The sequence below is a fragment of the Alteromonas sp. S005 genome, from assembly GCF_036864475.1.
In the GTDB taxonomy this organism is placed as follows: Bacteria; Pseudomonadota; Gammaproteobacteria; order Enterobacterales; family Alteromonadaceae; genus Alteromonas.
In genome coordinates this window covers 172,955-188,678 of the sequence record NZ_JAZETN010000006.1, presented here as the reverse complement: position 1 = coordinate 188,678, position 15,724 = coordinate 172,955, and the positions used below count along the sequence as shown (strand labels likewise).

The following is a 15,724-nucleotide window of genomic DNA, read 5'->3' as shown; positions in this document are numbered from 1 at the left end:
ACATATTTGATTATTTTTTAAGTAAGAGAAAATTGAATGAAGCAATCTTATATGGACATTGGTTTATTAAGTACTTTACGTTTCAGCGCGTTATAAAAGAAAACGAACGTAGCCTTAAACCCTGCCATTTTTAGCGCTTGAATAATCCAGCGCGACTTTTCATTCTTATGTTTAAGAGAAAATAAAATCTGCTCACAGACACGTTTTTTAAACCAATAGTCACCGAGAAAAGTCTTATGCTTATACGCAGAACCCAGCCTTTTATCAATGTCTGTAGGTTTCATTTTACGCACTTTCGCACCTATCCCATCTTCATTTTGAAATCTATACAAAAAGATTGGCTCAGGTATATTTTTAAACTTAACGCCTTGCTGAAAAAGCCTTACATACATGTCCCAATCTTGACCATTGTTTAGTAGCTCATCAAAAGGGTTTACCAACAACAGTTCACGCCTGGCGCTAAATCCGCTCATCCCGCAGTAGGTGTTTCCACGAAGAAGTGATTTTTTAGTAACCTCTTCGTCATTGTTCACAACCACCACATCTTCATTACCTAATTGTTTGAATCCAGAAACAATAGCATCGGCGCCAGCTTTGTAATGACCAACCAAAGTTGTTAGATATTCTGGTAGCCAAATATCGTCATCATCTAAAAAAGCAATTACTTCACCCCTAGCTTCTTTAACACCTAAATTTCTAGCCTTGTTTGCACCACAAGAGACATTCTGTCTTAAGTACTTGGCTCCAAGTGCACTAATAGCAGGCATAGCACTTTCGTATGTTTGACTCGAATTATCGTCAATAATGATAATTTCAAATGGCGAATATAGCTGGCTTGTAACACCACCTAGCGCTTCTAAGAGACAGTCCGGTCGATTGTAGGTCGTAATGACTACTGAAATTTTCAAGCTCACCTGCTATCACCTTTTGTAAAAACGCTTTTGATTAAACTAAGAGTATTTTCAGCAATCCGGTCCCAGTTAAAAATGTACAAATACGTATTTTGGTCTAACTCTAAGTCTAAAGAATCTAAATTAGTTAATTTGTCAGCCAGAGCTGAAGTAACTCCTACTTCAAAATAGCTATCTTTCGGTGCTTCAATATCCCTATTAGGTAGAATATCACTGAGAACAACGGGCGTACCTGCACTAATTGCTTCAAGTGCAACTATAGGTAAACCTTCATGGTAAGACGGCAATACAAATACTTTTGCATGCTTGTATAGTGCTTTAAGCTCATCGCCTGATCTTCGACCAGCGAAAATAATATTGTCGTTGGCTTGTTGCACTAATGTATATGCGTATTCATCTTGGTGATCCGCTTGTCCGACAATTACTAACTTCAAATTGCTATTGGATGCCTTATACGCAGTAACTAAATCGTGAAATCCTTTTTCGGGTACTAGTCTACCTACAGTTAAAATATATCCCTGTGAAGATATCGGTAATTCTTTAGGCAGTGCACTTGCACTTATGTCCCCCGTAAACGAAGGAAGCATGCCGTTAGGCACATAGTTAATTTTTTCAGCTTGATTCGGAAATTGCTTTTTTAACCTGTTAGTTAAGGTTTTTCCTACAACAAACATTTTGTTAGAAAATAACACACCCATTTTTTCGCCAGACTTAAGGATAAACTTCGCTAATCCATTCCACTTCTGTCGGTCATAATCTGCACCGTGGTGTGTTACTACAACTTTCATGCCTAACAGCCTTGCGAGCGGAGCAAATAAAGCAGGCCCAATAGCGTGAAGATGAACTACATCTGGATGTACAAATATTCTTGCGTACAGAATCGCAAAAAAAGTATGCATAAAGGTTTCTAAGAATTTATGTTTTAAGGTCCATACGCTAACTACGTCTACACCTCTGTAGGTATATTTATTTCCGCTTACATAAGGTGAACGCGCAATAACTACTACTGAATCACCCTTTTCTACCATACGTGGGTACAACTGTTGGCAGTGTGACTCTATGCCCCCCATAACATCGGGGATTCCACGTAAACCTATCGCACATATTTTCATATTATTTGGCGGACCTCATGACTTGTTTGTTGTATAAGTTTGTATGAATAGGCTTATTCGAAGTCGCTAAAGCAAGAACAACACTAATTAGAATCGCAAAGAATATTAAGCCCTCAATGTTCCACAGCGGCATTGTTGCCATATTCATTATTAAAAAACCAATAATAGAAAAGGCTACTATTTTAGATAAACCGGCTTTGCTAATTTTTAACGCTTGGTTTAATGAATATATACACATAAAAATAAACGCAGCGAGGCCAATAATTCCATACTCGAAAAGATTGGATACATACGTATTATGTGCGTATTTTGCAAATACGCCTTTCCAGGAGTCAGGTCCAAACCCAATTAACTGGTTAAGAGCATTAGCATTCACAAACCCATCTATATATTGACTCCAGATAAATACGCGAGCCGACATAATGTCTTTTTCGGCTTCGCTAAAATATATTGGCGCTTTAAAAATAATATCTAAGTTACTAATTAAAAGACCTACATCAGAGAAGCGTTCACGCATGGTAAATGACAAAACCATAAACGATGCAACGATAACCATAGAGACGATTGTCAGCACAGGCACCTTTTGCGATGGCTTTAACCTCTGCTCAACTAGCGTGAAATAAAAAACGGCCGCTATAGGCAAAATCGTAAGCACTGAAGTTCTGTAATTCACTAGAACAAGTAACAAAATAGCTAAAGAAAATAAGCTAGTTCTGAAGCGAATGGAGTTTGGCTTAGTTAGCCCTATTACAAAAATGAAACTAACTATGATCATTGAAAAAGCGGCTTCGTGGTTGTAGCCACCGATAAAGCTGGTTGAACCGTCTGCTTCTGCTGCTTTTGCATGTCCTAGTAGAATAGACAATACTTGCATTGTTACCGGCATCACAAATGCTACTAATAGCTTTTTAAAAGTTTCCTGTTGTCCTTGAACTCGTATAGAAAGAAATAATGCCCCTGCCAGAACTAAAAAGTAACACCATTTAACCAATACATTTATTGCACCTGGTATCTTCATATTCACAAAACCGCTGACAGCGATTACAGCAAAAAATAGATAGAATGGAAAAAGCTTCTTGAGGGTAAATACTGCAAACGGTAAAAAGAAAAGCCCAAGCCCAGCAACCGATATGCTTGAAAGCGCATTAATCGAAAAACCCGCTACCAAAGAAGGGTAAGTAATAGTATGAAACGCTGACAAAAAGAATCGCAGCCAAATAGCGCAAATAGCAAACGCTAAATATTTATTGCAGTTACCCGTTATGGTGCGATACACCATAATGAAGCTAATTAGGCCAACAACTACCTTTAACCCTTCGAACATGTTTATTTACAAACCTTTTCAATAATGGCTATTACTTTTTCTTGAAAGGCATTGTAAGAAAATTGCTTTGCACAGCTTTTGCTCTTTGCAGCGTAAGATACCCGAACGGTTTCATCACTGAATGAGCTTAACGCACTTGCAACACCTTCAGCGTTATTTAACTCACACAGAATACCGTTTTTTTCCTCACTAGCGCCAGTTACTCTGTAAGGGTATTGTTCGGCAATTATTTCCGCAGGGCCCGATTCACAGTTTGTTGCTATCACTGCTTTTTCTAAACACATAGCTTCAACAATGGCGTTAGGAAACCCTTCAGCATTCGACGTACTTACAAAGTATTCGGCATTACTTAAATAAGGGTATGGGTTTGCTTTAAAACCAAGAAACTGAACCTTGCTATCAATTCCTAGTTCTTTAGCTTGCGCTTTAAGGTTGGCTTCTTCATCGCCCACGCCCAGAATTACTAAGTTTTCTGCTATGTTAGCTTTAGCATAGGCGTTAAGTAGTAAAGAGAAATTTTTATTCTTAACTAAGCGCCCTACCCCAATAATGTAAGGCTTAGTCGGTAGGTCCGACACACTTTCTGAAGCCTGAATCTGAAGTTGGTCGATATCGTAAGGGTTGTACAACACCGATATCTTATCTCTTGATACTGAATAGTTATCGATAAGGTCAGCTCTTACGCCTTCAGATACAGCTACAACGCTGTCGGCTTTGTTGTAAAGCAAACGAACCAACAAACGGCTTACGCTATCCTTTAGGCCGCCAGAAAGGTGACTTGTTGTATTAACCCGCTCGCTTATTATAGCTTTAAACTTTAAGCGCTTGGCTAATGTAACGTTCAAGAAGTTACTTCGCGTTAAAAAGCTAAAGCAATATTCAGGGTTTAGTTCTGCTAGAACGGGCTTAAGCTGTTTATAACCTGAAACTAAACTGCCTTGGGAATTAAGCACTACTTTATTAACGCACTCGGGGCAAACTTGAGATTCAGGCAAGTCGTCTAGCAGAATTAGATGTACAGGAATGTTTTTAGCAACGAAATAAGATTGCATTATGGTTAACAGTTTAACCATTACTCGTTCAGCGCCACCGCCTTCAAGTGAATTAATGATAAACACCGCTGGACGCGCTGAGTACTCCATGAAAGTTCCTTTTCGTTGTAAATTTACTACAAAGCTTGGTAATGATACCAGAAGGTGTGCGAGTTCATAACCCACACCCTGTACTTATATGTTCAAAACTCTATTCGAAGATAGGTTAAACATAAAATGTGCCAAAAGATCAATAACAAACAAAAAAACTTCTTGGCTTCCAAAATGCCTTTCAAGTTCTTAATAAGTTTGCCATCATTGTCTTATTGGTAGGCAAGCTATGCTATAGCATGGTAGTGAAAGATTTTTTACACTTGCCTTAATCTATTGCATAAAGTACCCACGGTTTGCACCAAAAGAAACGTTTTTGCTTGCCTTTTCTTACCCAATTAACTGTGCGCAGCATGTTAACCGCTGTTCGCTCGGCTGTTGTTGTAGGTCTTACCTTATTGGCTGTTACCTCACCCATTGCCCAACAAAAAACCGTATTCACCGAACAAGTTTATGCACGTATTAATTCAGTCTATGGCAGCGAAGCAAAAGAAGATGTTGCCAATTGGCGACAATTGGTTGCTGAGTTACAAAGCGAAGACCTAGACGAAAAGCTTTATCAGATAAACCGCTTTTTTAACCGTTTTGATTTTGTAGACGACCTTGTTCACTGGCAACAAAAAGATTATTGGGCAACACCAATTGAGTTTATTTCCACGGGTGCTGGCGACTGTGAAGACTACACTATTGCCAAATATTTCTCTTTACTTGAACTTGGTATTCCAGAACAACAGTTGCGATTAATGTATGTAACCGCCTTAGAATTACGCCAACCCCACATGGTTTTGGCGTATTATGAAACCCCAACCTCTATTCCACTTGTTTTGGATAATATAAATAGGCGTATATTGCCTGCTAATAAAAGAAGAGATTTGTCACCCATTTATAGCTTTAATGGTAACGGCTTGTGGGCCGCAAAAGCTATGGGAACGGGCCGTAAGCTGAGGGGAAGCGGCCCGATGAAGATGTGGGACGATATGGTAGAGCGGCTAGACCGCGTTATGTACGGAGATAAAGAAGAATAATGAGACTATCTACCCAACTAAGTACAAGCTTACTCGTTTTTTTAATACTAGTTTTTGCTGGTTCTTTCATAATAAACGTTAAGTTAACCAGAGAGTATGTAAACGAGCAGCTTGCCACCCACGCGCAAGATACTGCGACTTCGTTGGGGCTATCTATCACCCCATATTTAGGCGACGCTAACGGCCTTATTGTGGCTGAGACCATGGTAAACGCTATTTTCGATAGGGGTTTCTATCAGTACATCACCATTACCGACATGGAAGGCAATTTACTGATTGAACGGCGTAATCCAAACACGGTTGATACTGTTCCTACTTGGTTTACCGACATTGTAGAAGTTAACCCACCCGTCGAAAAAACAGAATTGAATGACGGTTGGACGATGGCGGGTGAGCTTGCCGTTCAAAGTCACCCAGGGCTTGCAAATGAAACCTTGTGGGAAAGCGTTAAACAAAGTGCGTTTATGTTTTTTGCAGCCTTCGTTTTTGCCTATATTGCCCTGCTCTTTATCATTACTGCCATTACAAAACCCCTTCGTATTGTGGTAAACAAAATTGAAGATATTCAAAATCAAAAGTTTTCTCACATTAACTACAAGCCTTTTACGAAAGAGCTGTCTTTTATAACTCAGGCGGTAAACCGGCTTTCTTCGTCTGTTGAGGTAATGTTTAAAGAGTTAACCCAGAAGGCCGAGCAGTTCAGAATTCAAGCTTTTGAAGACAGTCTGACCGGTGTGCAAAATAGAAACGCTTTCACCCGCCATATGAACGCGCTATTGAGTAAAACTGCCACCTCGGATGAAGGCTATGTAATTTTAATACGTCTTGCACAACTAAACGCTATCAACATGACGTTAGGCGCACAAGATGGTGATAAGTATGTTACTGGAGTAGCTGAAGAGCTTAAAAACTTCTCGTCTAGCATTCAAGAAACATCATTTTTGTTTAGGATATCGGGCGCTGATTTTGTTTTGGTGACAGAGGCAATGACAAAACAAGAGTGCGAAGCGCACCTGCAGGTACTTAATACCACTTTGTCACACTATAACCCGCTTAAAGATGGCAGTAAGGCAGTATGGATAGGTGCAGCGCAATTCAATGACCAGCAATCTTTTTCTGAAATTATGGAAAATGCTGATAGCGCGCTTATGGCAGCTACAAAGCAACCCAATGGCTGGCAATTTGCCTCTGAGCTTTCTCATATTCACAGCAATACGGCGTGGAAAGAGCGTTTAAACCAAATTTTAGACCAACAGTACGCCGATATACTTATTCAGCCTGTAATGAACGTTGACCAAAACACGCCCGCTTATTTCGAGGCGTTTGCACGATTTAAAGACAAAGATACTGGCAACCCAATACCAATGTCTCAATTAATTCCGGCATCAGAGCGCTTGAACTTAATTCCTGAGGTAGATAAGTTGGTGGTAAGCCTAGTGCTTAATAAGCTAGCAAAAGATAAACGCAACGTAGCCATTAACATCGCAAACGCGTCGCTAGCCAATGCTTCGTTTAGACAGTGGTTATTAGGTGTACTGAACCAAAATGAAGCGTTATGCACCTGTTTGATCTTTGAATTAGAAGATTCTGCATTAATACACCATAAAAGCGACGCGGTATCATTTTGTAAGTCGCTGGTTAATTTAGGCTGTAAGATTACCATTGAACATTTTGGAGACAATCTTGCATCACTAGCTGGGTTGAGGGCAATTCAGCCCCATTTTGTAAAAATTTCCGGCAAACTTACGAAAGATATTCACTCAGACAAAGACAGTCAGCTATTTGTAAGTAGTTTATTGAGTATCGCTCGTGGGTTAAGTATTAACATTATTGCTGAACTTGTTGAGAATGAAGCGGAATGTGTCGCTTTATCAAAGTTAGATGTTTCATATCAACAAGGGTTTTATTTTGCGAAACCTTCGCTGTGGCAGTATTAATACACGCGTAAAATGAGCATAAGTGAATAGATGTACAACAAAAGCGAGATCTTGTACGTTCACTTGTTGTACAATATGGCCATATGGCGTTAGCAAGAAGCTAACCCGACGTTTTTAATCTAAGGATAAGTTATGCGTAGCAACGTTTTTTTATCTGTGCTTTTAAGCGCTTTAATCGCTTTTTCGACAGTTTCTTTTGCACAAGAAGGTAGCGTACCAGGCCTACAAGTTAGAAACCTTTTAGTTACCGAAATTGAAGAAGGTGCCGCGGTTGAGCAAGCCGCTAGTGAAGTAAGCCAGACCGTACTTAGTGAAGGTATGTTTTTTGATGCCGCAGGTTTATCGTACCTAACCGAGAACCAAACTGCTTATCAGTCGATGGTTGCTCTTCTGAATGATAACGCTACTGGGTTTGAAATTGCTATAGCAGGTTTTGGTGAATTGCCGGAACAACCAGAACAAGTAGTAACTATCGCTATTCTAATGTTCCCAGAAGACGCTAACGAAATTTACAACATCGCGCTTCAAATGCAGGTTATCAGCGAAGAAGATGCGCTATTAGCAGTAATTAATGCGGGTGTAGACCCTAGTACCTTAACGGCAACTGCTGCAGGCGCGGCTGGAAATACGTTCTCTCCGCTAGGTGTAGGTACTGGTGCTGCTGGTGCTGGCGGTGGCGATACCACTATTTCAGCGAACTAAAGGAGCCCTCTCATTAGACTGTTAAGCTAGTACGTTGTAAGTGCCTACTTTCAATACTCACAAAACCGAAAAGTTTCTTTTCGGTTTTCTTTTGTTTACCTTGTTCTGGCTGCCTTTATCACTAGGTGCCAATCGCCCATGGGCGTGGGCACTCATGCAAATGTCGGTTTTCTTTCTTGGCGGCATTTTATTACTTACGCACAAATCTCTACTTTCAAAGCTATACAAACAATACAAACTGCTGGTAATTGTATGGTTAGTATTCTTAACGTGGCAGCTTATCAATATAGTCCCTCTGCCCTTTGCTTTGGTTGAAGCTTTACGCCCCGAACGCGTTAGTTTTTTACTTAATGAAAATGTTCAGGGCATGGAAAGTATAAGTTCGCAATCGCTACCTCTTAGCTTCGATGTGGGCCAAAGCGACGTAATATTCTTTAAGTCCCTCGCCTATTGTTTCTTATTTTTTATAACGCTGACTTTGGTTAATACTGGCAAGCGACTTCGATATATATTGATAGTGATAAGTGCTGCAGGCGTGTTTCAGGCTGTATATGGTTCGTTAGAAGTATTGTCTGGTCTGCAGTATAGCTTGGTGTTTAAGTTACCTGTTTCGCATATCGCAACGGGAAGTTTTGTGTATAAGAACCACTACGCTAATTTTCTTTTGCTATGTTTAAGCGCTGCCATTGGTTACATGATAGCTAGCTTGCGAGTTCGAAATGGCTCCAGCGCTAGAGAGCGATTACGTAGAATAGTGCGTTTTTGGCTAAGCAATAAAGTGCTGTTTCGTATTGGCATTATTATTATGGTTATCGCGTTAGTTATGTCTCGCTCTAGAATGGGTAACAGCGCTTTTTTCATAGCCATGACTATTACCGCCACACTAGGCTTAATTTACTTTAAACCGCGTCAAAAAAGTTATGTAGTGCTATTTATCAGTATGCTGGTAATCGACATTCTTATTGTTAGTAGCCTTTTTGGACTTAAGCAGGTACAGCAACGCTTAGAACAAACAAACCTAACCCAAGAAAGCAGGGATGAAGTTGTTACTGATGCCCTGCCCCTTCTTTCAAAATATGGAATTATCGGTACAGGCGGAGGTACCTTTTATACGGTATACCCTCAGGTACAAAGTGAATCTATTCAGCACTTTTACGATCATGCTCACAACGAATACCTTCAGTTTGCTATTGAGTTTGGCATAGTAGGCGCAGCCGCTATAGCTTTGCTCGTTTTGCTGTGTGCTAAAAGCGCCCTAAGCGCAATTCGACACCGCAGACATCCACTGCCAAGGGGAACAGCCTTTGCTACGGTTATGGCATTTATCGGCATGGCCTTACATAGTACAGTGGATTTCCCCCTGCAAGCGCCAGCGAATACCGCTATATTTATTATACTGTTAGCGCTAGGTGCGTTAAGCCGCGATATACCTATGGGAAGACAAGATAAATAACCAGCATTGGTTTTATAACACAAGGGGATTTGTGTGGTATTAAAGATAAAGCGACCGATAAAAGAAGAGCCAAACGTTCAACATATGCTGGAACGTATGCCTAAAAATGTTGCCGATTCTTTTACAGAAGACCAACTGTTTCACTTAAACACAGCCCTTGCCGGTCGGCGATGGGGTAGCCACAAAGTTGATGTAAGAGGCACTATAGGTTTACTGCGAAGCCGATATTACTTCGTTTTATTGGCAGGCCGAGACAAGCGCGACCTATCGCGTACCGAAAGCCGCATAGGCAAACTAGTGATGGCAGCGGTTATTGCTTTATTCTTATGCGTATCTTTAGTGTTAGGCTTAGTGCTGCTGTATATATTGAAAAGCTGGCTGGGTATTAATCTTTTTGAAGGGTTTTCACTAGGCCTTTGGGATTGGCTAAATGGAAAAGGCTAGCTAATCATAAGTTATGCATTCAGGAATGCGTTTTCGAACTGGGTAACTGGCGTCACGCAACCATCTACAAACGGTTTCACTCGCATTGTGCTTTTGTATTGAATTTAACACAAACTCTCTGCTAAGCGGGTTTTGAAGGCCTAAATTCAAATGCAGCTTCAATTGCTCTTTAATTTTTACGTAGTGAATAGACCTTGCACTAAACATTTCTAAACCAAACTCCACAATAAACTTGTGCACTATGGCATCTTGTGGGCCGGCTTGCTTGGCGTTTTTTAGATAATGATAAAACTCATCATCTAATTCATCACGCAGCAGCTTTACAGATGCCAAGCCAATCCAGCTGCCGCTCCAAGTAGGCCGCAATAACAGGCTTTTTTCATAGCTTTGTGCCGCATTGTTTAGGTTAGCACTAGTGCTCTTCAAACCTAGTTCAGCATCGCCTGATTCTTTACTTCTTTTTTCAATAACCGCTTTCCACTCAAATAACTGCCCCTGTATTTGATAATACAGAGCGTTGTCTGGGAAATAATCAATAGCGTTGCCAATTTTGCCAAGGCCACTGTCAATTCTCTTTATTGAAGCTTTGTCAGGGCTTAGTTGCCAACCCTCAATGTCATTTTTAACGCTGTAATATGCATTGCCCGCAATGAAAAGCTGCATACTCCACAAAAAACAGAAACCGGCAAGCGCCACCATTACCCACTTCAGTATTAAGCTGTTATTTGTGAAGGTATTGAGTAAACGGCTAGTCATTGATTGGTTCATTTTTTGGTTCGAACGATACTATCGCACCAGGCCGCGTTACAAAAACTTCTTGTGCAAATTCATCACTGAATGCCGACACAACTTCGTAAGCGGCGCTCATATCGTTGGGGCGACGTATAAGGTCATGGGTGTCTGACGCCACCACATGAAATGCTTTGTTTCGCATCATAGCTAATGCAAAGTCTTCTACCTTGTCGCCAAAGCGGCCTGTTAACGCACCTGCGGTAACTTGGAACATACAGCCTTGTCGCTGCAGCCAACTAAATTTGTGCTGCTCGGCTAACAGCTCGCGATTGCGCTCTGGGTGTGCAATAAGTGGCTGTACGTTATTTTTTAAAAGCCATTTAATAAGAACTTCTAAGCCTTGTGGTACGTGGCTATGTGGCATTTCGAGCAACAAAATATGCTTGCCATTATACTGGCCTAAAAAAGGTAGTTCACTTTGCTTGTACCAAATAGGAATAAGTTCGTTTACGCGTACCTCCGCAGCATAGGAAAGTGAAAGAGGAATAGATGCGTCGTTTACTGCTTTCTGAAATTCCTCGAACGCGAACTTAATTGAACTTAGGGAGTTATCGAAATAACCTTTGTGGATATGAGGCGTACAGACCATATGACGAACACCGCCGTCTACAGCTTGCTGTGCCATTTCCAAAGCAATGTCTAAAGACCTGGCACCATCGTCGATGCCAGGCAATATGTGGCTATGTAAGTCTATCAATAAATGCTGTTAGCTGTTTTTATGACTGGTATATCCATATTGATCATAAAACCCAGCGTACCTTTGTGCTGCTCCTGATTTGCGTAAGTCTACTTGATTTAGCACTACACCATCAAGACGGTGACCTACCTGTAAGAAGCGAGACAGTCCATTATTGATTAGTTTTTCACTGGTACTATCAGCACGCACAACGTAAATAACCGAGTCACAAGAGTTAGCAATTAGCATAGAATCGCTTACCGCTTGAGTAGGTGCAGTATCAATGACAACGTACTTATACTGAGTTTTTAACAGTTCAATAAGCTCGTTGAAACCTTTATCCGACAATAGCTCCTGCGGGTTAGAAGGGATAGTACCCGCTGACAAGATGTCGATATTAGACTCTTCATCTCTAACCAAACACTCATCTAAAGTATGTGACTTCAAGATAAGGTTGGCTACGCCCGGCTGATAGTTCGGAACGTTAAATTGCTTTCCTACACTAGGGCGGCGTAAATCAGCATCGATAAGTATCGTTTTATCTAGCTGGCCTAACGCGAATGCCAAGTTTATAGAAACCGTAGTTTTACCTTCTTTAGGTACACTTGAGGTTACCATTATAGCTTGTTGCTCTTTGTCTAAATTTAATAAAGACAAGCTAGTACGCAACGTACGAACAGACTCGGCAAATTGATGCTTTTTACCGTCGAAGAACGAGCGAACTGGCAAATCAGTCTTTTTCTTATGTGGTAGCCATGGAATAAGACCCAACATGCGCTGGCCTAGCTTGCGCTCCACATCTTCCACCGAGCGTATACCACTGTTAAGCGTTTCCATAGCTATAGCTAAGAACACGCCAAAACCAATACTGAACACGAATGCTGCGCCAATTAGTAACTTTTTGTTAGGTTTTGAAGGCACATAGTTTGGAAGCGCTTCATCTAATACTCTGGCGTTTGCAGATTCAAAACCACCCAGCTCGTCTGTTTCTTTTAAACGTGTGAAAAATGAATTGTATAGCTGCTGGTTAATATCAACTTCGCGCTGAAGGGCTTTGCGCTGATTATCCAGACCAGATAAGTCGCGGAACTCTGCTTTAGCACGAGAGACTTCTCGTTCAAGCTGAGCTACTCGATCTTCCGATACTTCATATTGTGTAGTAATACTTCTAATAAGGTCGCGTATTTGGCCGTTTAGTGTTGTTCTTATTGAAGAAAGTTCAGCGTTAGCTGCAATCATTCGTGGGTGTTTCGGGCCGTATACATTACTAAGCTCACTCACTCGCGTCATTGCCTTAGCTTCATCTCGGCGAACGTCTCTGATAGTCGGGTGATTAAGTACTTCAGGCAAGCGTGCAATGTCATCTAATGAAACATCATTACGTGTTTGTTTGTAAATAACCGCGTTTAGTTTAAGCGCCGTCTGTGCATCTAATAACTGCTTACTTAGTTGCTCTAGTTCTTCAGAAGCTAAACCGACTACACCATCAATGTTTACCACTTGGTTTTCTTCATAGAACTTCGCTAAGTTACGTTCAGCAACATCTAGTTTTTGTTTCAATCCTTCTAAGCTTTCTGTAAGAAAAGACGTCGCTTTTGCTGTCATATCCAGCTTAGCTTGAAGGTAGTTTTCAATGTACACATCGGTAACTGCGTTAGCTAGTTCAGCCGACAGCTGCGGAGATTCGGTAGTAACAGTGATACGCATTACTTGCGTGTTATCTACCATTTCTACTGATAACGCGCTCATTAATAAGGATGTGGCTTTACGCTTTTTAGCCGCTAGGACTTGCTCTTCAGTCAGCTCTTTTGGGTCTTCTTGGGGCAAAAATGGCAGTGCCTCCAGAAGGCTTGCCTTAATTTGGTCTACAATGCCTGGCTCTTCCTTAGCGGGCATAAAGTCTTCATTGTTCCATAATGACAAGCTTTCTACCGTACGCTCTGCAATTTGACGCGACTGCAATATTTCAAACTGAGTTTGCATGTAGTCTTTACGCTTAGTATCTAAGCCATAGACCTCTTCAATTGAAACAACGTTGGCTTTGTCAGCTTCTACCAAGATAGTAGTGGTAGAGGTATACATAGGCGTCATGCGCATTACCAAAAGCGCCACGAGTATTGTGAACGCAATTGCTAGCGAAATAATACGAAATGCGTAACGCTTTATAATTCCTAAATAGTGAGCAATGTCGATGGTTTCATTTTCAAACACACCGGCGTTTAACTCTTCCCTGCTATTTACTGCCATTTTTATTCCTGAACGCTACGTATAATTTAGAAGAAACGCTGATTAATGGTGATGATGTCACCAGGCTGGATCATATCGCTAACCGTTACTGTGAACTCGTTAGTTCTGCCGTCTTTTTCGCGAATGATGGTAATTTTGTCGCGCGCTGCACGTTCGGTATACCCACCTGCTAACGCGGCCGCTTTATTTACTGACAGACCGGGTTGATAAGCGTAGCCGCCAGGGCGCTTAACTTCACCATCAATAAAGAACGGGCGATATTCTACAATAGCGACAGAAACAGATGGGTTAATAAGGTAATCCCCTAGTAACCCTTCGTAGATAAGTTGCTCTACTTCAGCGGCTGTCATACCTACCAGTTTAATCTCACCTAAAAATGGGTAATTAATAGTACCTACGTCTGGAAGGCGAACTTCCATTGAAAGGTCTTCTTGTCCAAAAACGCTTATTTGAATTCTATCGCCAGAGCCTAATTGATATTGGCTCATGCTTAAGTTGCCCTCTTGGGCTACTACAACGTTAGAAATGAACAAATAACAAATAAAGAAGAAGCTTAGAACTACACTATTCTTCACAACGTAACCTCAGCGGATAAACCAACAACGTTTCTATCATAACCTATAGCTTCTCTGTTACTGTCACGATCAGCTAATTGATAAAATAACGAGAGTGATAAATAACGACGTGCTTGATAATTAAGAGAAGCTGAATAACGCATCAATTCGTCATCACGGTTTGCTATACCGTCATCATCAAGTACATATTCATTTGTTTCACGAGCAATGGTTACAGAAGAGCTTAAACGTTCTAACCACTCATGGTTCCAAGATGCAGAATAATCTCTGCCTCGGATAAAGTTCCCTTCACCATTAGTTTCTCGGGTGTCGGCGTTGGTAGAGAAACGAAACGTTGAATACGAAACAGGTTGCCATTCTACTCCAACCTCCCAATCAGTCCCATAGAAAGTGCTTCTAGTCGCAGATTCAAAATCTTTCTCTTTATAACCGACTTTCGCAAAACCCGTTGTTGCAGCAGTTGATTCCCAAGTAACACCCAATAGAACGCGTGTTTCGTCACTATCACGTGTTTCAATGCCGGTTTGGTTATCGTATCTGACGTAGGTTTGGGTAACGTCAAGTACAGCAGTAGTCGCTGAACCAATTCTATAACCCAATTCAGCGCCCACCTTATTTTTCACACGATCTCGAATTAGGTAAGCTTGTTCAGATCTATCATAGTCAAGAGTCTCACGGTTAGCTTTAAGCGTTAGCAAGCCATCAGATGTAGCGGCACCGTACATGTATTCACCGCCAAAATAAGTACTTTTGTACCTGTCAGGAGTAGTAATAGCTGTACCAAGGCCTAGTGAGAAGCCGGTGCCTCTGTCTTCATGACCGTCTTCATATTGAGCGATAGCATTGATTCGATGGCGACTGTTCAACTCAAAGTCACCCGAAGCTTCTACAAAGTGGTCAGTGTAATCGTCGTTATCACTGGAAAAATAAACGCCGCGTTCTAATCTATAACCAACTTGAACTGGGTTACCATCTACTTCTGTAGCTGCGATTAGTTCCGGTGATAACGTAGCGCGCCAGCTATATATTTTAGGGTCATCATCACGCGCATACGCGACGTTATCGACATAAGCCATCGACGATGAAAATGATGGAATTAAATCGAACTGCCCTGCTTGAATTCGACCGGCCTCTTGGGCATATAGTGTCGGGGTGGCGCAAATTACCGACATTGCTATGATGCTTTTGGTCCTTTTAAACATGTTTTTTCCTTCCTTCGATGACCTATCTGTAATGACAATCTAATAACGGTAACTTCGTTTAGCTTTCACCCACTACACAAGCGTATAGCTCTAGTAAAAGAAAAATCTGCATCTTTTACAATTTTTGGTGTTTTTTTACCGGAATATCTAAACTATATTTGAGCACGAGCAATAGACGTGCC

General features: G+C 41.1%; 14 protein-coding genes. 5 read left to right on the top strand and 9 right to left on the bottom strand.

The annotated features are described in order from the left end of the window. Nucleotides 1-47 precede the first annotated feature (47 nt). The 4 genes from V7R55_RS09970 to V7R55_RS09955 are packed head-to-tail and all read right to left on the bottom strand — an operon-like array spanning nucleotide 48 to nucleotide 4,489. Nucleotides 48-914, bottom strand: coding sequence for a glycosyltransferase family 2 protein (locus V7R55_RS09970; RefSeq protein WP_287008949.1), 867 nt, complete (start codon nucleotides 912-914; stop codon nucleotides 48-50). Then, nucleotides 911-2,023 (bottom strand): glycosyltransferase family 4 protein, encoded by a 1,113-nt coding sequence (locus V7R55_RS09965; RefSeq protein ID WP_334059325.1) that lies wholly within the window; start codon nucleotides 2,021-2,023, stop codon nucleotides 911-913. Before V7R55_RS09965 ends, V7R55_RS09970 begins: the two co-directional genes overlap by 4 nt. 1 nt (nucleotide 2,024) lies before the next feature. Further along, the gene (locus tag V7R55_RS09960; protein WP_334059324.1) at nucleotides 2,025-3,347 is read right to left on the bottom strand and encodes an O-antigen ligase family protein; all 1,323 of its coding nucleotides are present in this window, start codon (nucleotides 3,345-3,347) and stop codon (nucleotides 2,025-2,027) included. A gap of 2 nt (nucleotides 3,348-3,349) precedes the next feature. Continuing rightward, nucleotides 3,350-4,489 (bottom strand): glycosyltransferase, encoded by a 1,140-nt coding sequence (locus V7R55_RS09955; protein WP_334059323.1) that lies wholly within the window; start codon nucleotides 4,487-4,489, stop codon nucleotides 3,350-3,352. A gap of 296 nt (nucleotides 4,490-4,785) precedes the next feature. Here V7R55_RS09955 and V7R55_RS09950 point away from each other — a divergent pair, with 296 nt between their 5' ends. From V7R55_RS09950 to V7R55_RS09930, 5 genes are all read left to right on the top strand, one after another. Beyond that, nucleotides 4,786-5,514, top strand: coding sequence for a transglutaminase-like cysteine peptidase (locus tag V7R55_RS09950; protein WP_438823588.1), 729 nt, complete (start codon nucleotides 4,786-4,788; stop codon nucleotides 5,512-5,514). Beyond that, nucleotides 5,514-7,451 carry a bifunctional diguanylate cyclase/phosphodiesterase gene (locus V7R55_RS09945; RefSeq protein ID WP_334059321.1) on the top strand — a complete coding sequence of 646 codons (1,938 nt, stop codon included), beginning with the start codon at nucleotides 5,514-5,516 and terminating at the stop codon, nucleotides 7,449-7,451. The genes V7R55_RS09950 and V7R55_RS09945 overlap by 1 nt, the downstream gene beginning before the upstream one ends. A 132-nt stretch (nucleotides 7,452-7,583) precedes the next feature. Continuing rightward, complete coding sequence (locus V7R55_RS09940; RefSeq protein ID WP_334059320.1) at nucleotides 7,584-8,153, top strand: hypothetical protein; 570 nt, start codon at nucleotides 7,584-7,586, stop codon at nucleotides 8,151-8,153. 40 nt (nucleotides 8,154-8,193) lie between these two features. After that, nucleotides 8,194-9,606, top strand: a complete 1,413-nt coding sequence (locus V7R55_RS09935) for an O-antigen ligase family protein (RefSeq protein ID WP_334059319.1) — start codon at nucleotides 8,194-8,196, stop codon at nucleotides 9,604-9,606. Between the two features lie 33 nt (nucleotides 9,607-9,639). Then, the gene (locus tag V7R55_RS09930; RefSeq protein ID WP_020743350.1) at nucleotides 9,640-10,050 is read left to right on the top strand and encodes a hypothetical protein; all 411 of its coding nucleotides are present in this window, start codon (nucleotides 9,640-9,642) and stop codon (nucleotides 10,048-10,050) included. On the opposite strand, the gene V7R55_RS09925 is transcribed toward V7R55_RS09930, so the two are convergent. The 5 genes from V7R55_RS09925 to V7R55_RS09905 form a co-directional block, all read right to left on the bottom strand. After that, nucleotides 10,051-10,806, bottom strand: coding sequence for a VpsP family polysaccharide biosynthesis protein (locus V7R55_RS09925; RefSeq protein WP_334059318.1), 756 nt, complete (start codon nucleotides 10,804-10,806; stop codon nucleotides 10,051-10,053). Next, a complete protein-coding gene (locus tag V7R55_RS09920) occupies nucleotides 10,799-11,539 on the bottom strand; it encodes a tyrosine-protein phosphatase (RefSeq protein WP_334059317.1) in 741 nt (246 codons plus the stop codon). Before V7R55_RS09920 ends, V7R55_RS09925 begins: the two co-directional genes overlap by 8 nt. Before the next feature lie 9 nt (nucleotides 11,540-11,548). Then, nucleotides 11,549-13,765, bottom strand: a complete 2,217-nt coding sequence (locus tag V7R55_RS09915; RefSeq protein WP_334059316.1) for a GumC family protein — start codon at nucleotides 13,763-13,765, stop codon at nucleotides 11,549-11,551. A gap of 26 nt (nucleotides 13,766-13,791) precedes the next feature. Beyond that, nucleotides 13,792-14,253, bottom strand: a complete 462-nt coding sequence (locus tag V7R55_RS09910) for a polysaccharide biosynthesis/export family protein (RefSeq protein ID WP_020744721.1) — start codon at nucleotides 14,251-14,253, stop codon at nucleotides 13,792-13,794. A gap of 83 nt (nucleotides 14,254-14,336) precedes the next feature. Beyond that, nucleotides 14,337-15,542 (bottom strand): outer membrane beta-barrel protein, encoded by a 1,206-nt coding sequence (locus tag V7R55_RS09905; protein WP_334059315.1) that lies wholly within the window; start codon nucleotides 15,540-15,542, stop codon nucleotides 14,337-14,339. Nucleotides 15,543-15,724: the final 182 nt, after the last annotated feature.

What these genes read in the sequence shown, in the direction of transcription:
- V7R55_RS09905 (WP_334059315.1), bottom strand. Translation starts at nt 15,542, where the DNA reads ATGTTTAAAAGGACCAAAAGCATCATAGCAATGTCGGTAATTTGCGCC.
- V7R55_RS09955 (WP_334059323.1), bottom strand. Translation starts at nt 4,489, where the DNA reads ATGGAGTACTCAGCGCGTCCAGCGGTGTTTATCATTAATTCACTTGAA.
- V7R55_RS09960 (WP_334059324.1), bottom strand. Translation starts at nt 3,347, where the DNA reads ATGTTCGAAGGGTTAAAGGTAGTTGTTGGCCTAATTAGCTTCATTATG.
- V7R55_RS09965 (WP_334059325.1), bottom strand. Translation starts at nt 2,023, where the DNA reads ATGAAAATATGTGCGATAGGTTTACGTGGAATCCCCGATGTTATGGGG.
- V7R55_RS09945 (WP_334059321.1), top strand. Translation starts at nt 5,514, where the DNA reads ATGAGACTATCTACCCAACTAAGTACAAGCTTACTCGTTTTTTTAATA.
- V7R55_RS09940 (WP_334059320.1), top strand. Translation starts at nt 7,584, where the DNA reads ATGCGTAGCAACGTTTTTTTATCTGTGCTTTTAAGCGCTTTAATCGCT.
- V7R55_RS09910 (WP_020744721.1), bottom strand. Translation starts at nt 14,253, where the DNA reads ATGAGCCAATATCAATTAGGCTCTGGCGATAGAATTCAAATAAGCGTT.
- V7R55_RS09915 (WP_334059316.1), bottom strand. Translation starts at nt 13,765, where the DNA reads ATGGCAGTAAATAGCAGGGAAGAGTTAAACGCCGGTGTGTTTGAAAAT.
- V7R55_RS09925 (WP_334059318.1), bottom strand. Translation starts at nt 10,806, where the DNA reads ATGACTAGCCGTTTACTCAATACCTTCACAAATAACAGCTTAATACTG.